Source organism: Streptomyces boncukensis (assembly GCF_011045075.1).
GTDB lineage: Bacteria > Actinomycetota > Actinomycetes > Streptomycetales > Streptomycetaceae > Streptomyces > Streptomyces boncukensis.
This window is the reverse complement of record NZ_JAAKZZ010000898.1, coordinates 1-1,713: the sequence shown is the minus strand read 5'-3', so window position 1 is coordinate 1,713 and position 1,713 is coordinate 1. Positions and strand designations below refer to the sequence as shown.

1 protein-coding gene is annotated in these 1,713 nt (G+C 70.7%); it reads left to right on the top strand.

Annotated elements, in window-relative coordinates; genetic code table 11:
- Positions 1 to 1,713 (top strand): type I polyketide synthase (locus tag G5C65_RS36800; RefSeq protein WP_165303383.1); only part of this gene is annotated, 1,713 nt, incomplete at both ends.

The following is a 1,713-nucleotide window of genomic DNA, read 5'->3' as shown; positions in this document are numbered from 1 at the left end:
GCGCGATCAACCAGGACGGCGCCTCCAACGGCCTGACCGCACCCAACGGCCCCTCCCAACACCGCGTCATCCGCCAGGCCCTCACCAACGCCCACCTCACCGGCGCCGACATCGACGCAGTCGAGGCACACGGCACCGGCACCCGCCTCGGAGACCCGATCGAGGCCCAGGCCCTGCTCGCCACCTACGGCCAGGACCGCAGCGAGGACGGCGAGCCGCTGTGGCTGGGCTCGATCAAATCCAACATCGGCCACGCCCAGGCGGCCGCAGGCGTCGCCGGTGTCATCAAGATGGTCATGGCCCTGCAGCACCGTGTGCTGCCCGCGACGCTGCACGTGGACGAACCTTCGCCGCAGGTGGACTGGTCGGCGGGCGCGGTGGAACTGCTCACCGAGACCCGGGAGTGGCCCCAGGCGGACCGGCCACGACGGGCAGCGGTGTCCTCCTTCGGCATCAGCGGCACCAACGCCCACCTCATCCTGGAGGAAGCACCTGCGGCGGACACCATCGAGCCAAGACCGGCACACACACTACAGCCGGGGATCATCCCGTGGCCGGTCTCCGCGAAGTCCGAACCCGCCCTGCAGGAACAGATCAAGCGACTCCGCTCCTTCGTCGCCGAGCGACCCGAGCTGGACGCAGTGGACGTCGGCTGGTCGCTGGCCACCACACGCGCCGCCCTGGAACACCGTGCGGTCCTGACCGGGGACGATGTCCTGGCGACCGGGGTGTCCGGCGAGGGCCGCCTGGCGTTCCTGTTCACCGGCCAGGGCTCACAACGCGCCGGCATGGGCCTCGACCTCTACGAGCAGTTCCCGGCCTTCGCCGAAGCCTTCGACGCAGTCTGCGCCCGCCTGGATGTGCGGCTGGAGCGCCCGCTGCGCGAGGTGCTGACCGAGGGCACTGGCCTGGAGGACACGCTGTGGGCGCAGGCAGGACTGTTCGCGCTCGAAGTCGCCCTCTACCGCCTCGCCGAATCCTGGGGCCTGGTCCCGGACGTGCTGCTGGGCCACTCGCTCGGCGAGATCACCGCCGCCCACGTAGCGGGGATCCTCGACCTGGACGACGCCTGCACCCTGGTCGCCGAACGCGGCCGCCTCATGCAGGCACTCCCCACCGGCGGCGGCATGCTCGCCGTCCAGGCCACCGAAGCCGACATCGCCGACTCCGGACTGGACATCGCCGCTGTCAACGGTCCCCAGTCCATCGTGTTCTCCGGCGAGCTGGAGGTCATCGAGCGCTACGCGGCCGAGTGCGCGGGGCGCGGCTGGCGGGTGAACGTCCTGACGGTCTCGCACGCCTTCCACTCAGCCCTGATGGAGCCGATGCTGGAGGAGTTCGCGACCGTCCTGGACAGCCTGACCTTCCACCCCGCGCGCATCCCGGTCGTATCGAACCTGACCGGAGCGGTCGCCGAGCCCGGCGCCATGCAGCAGCCCGAGTACTGGCTGAACCAGGTCCGCCAGCCCGTCCGCTTCGCCGACGGCATCACGGCCACAGCCAAGCTCGGAGTCGACCTGTACCTGGAACTGGGCCCCGACGGTGTCCTCTCCAGCATGGCCCAGGACACCGCCTCCGATGCCGTGTTCGCACCGATGCTCCGCAAGGACCGCGACGAGACCGACACCGCGCTCACCGCGCTCAGCCGTCTGTGGACGTCCGGTGTCGAGGTCGAGTGGGCGGGCGTTTTCGCCGGTTGGGGCGGGCGGGTGG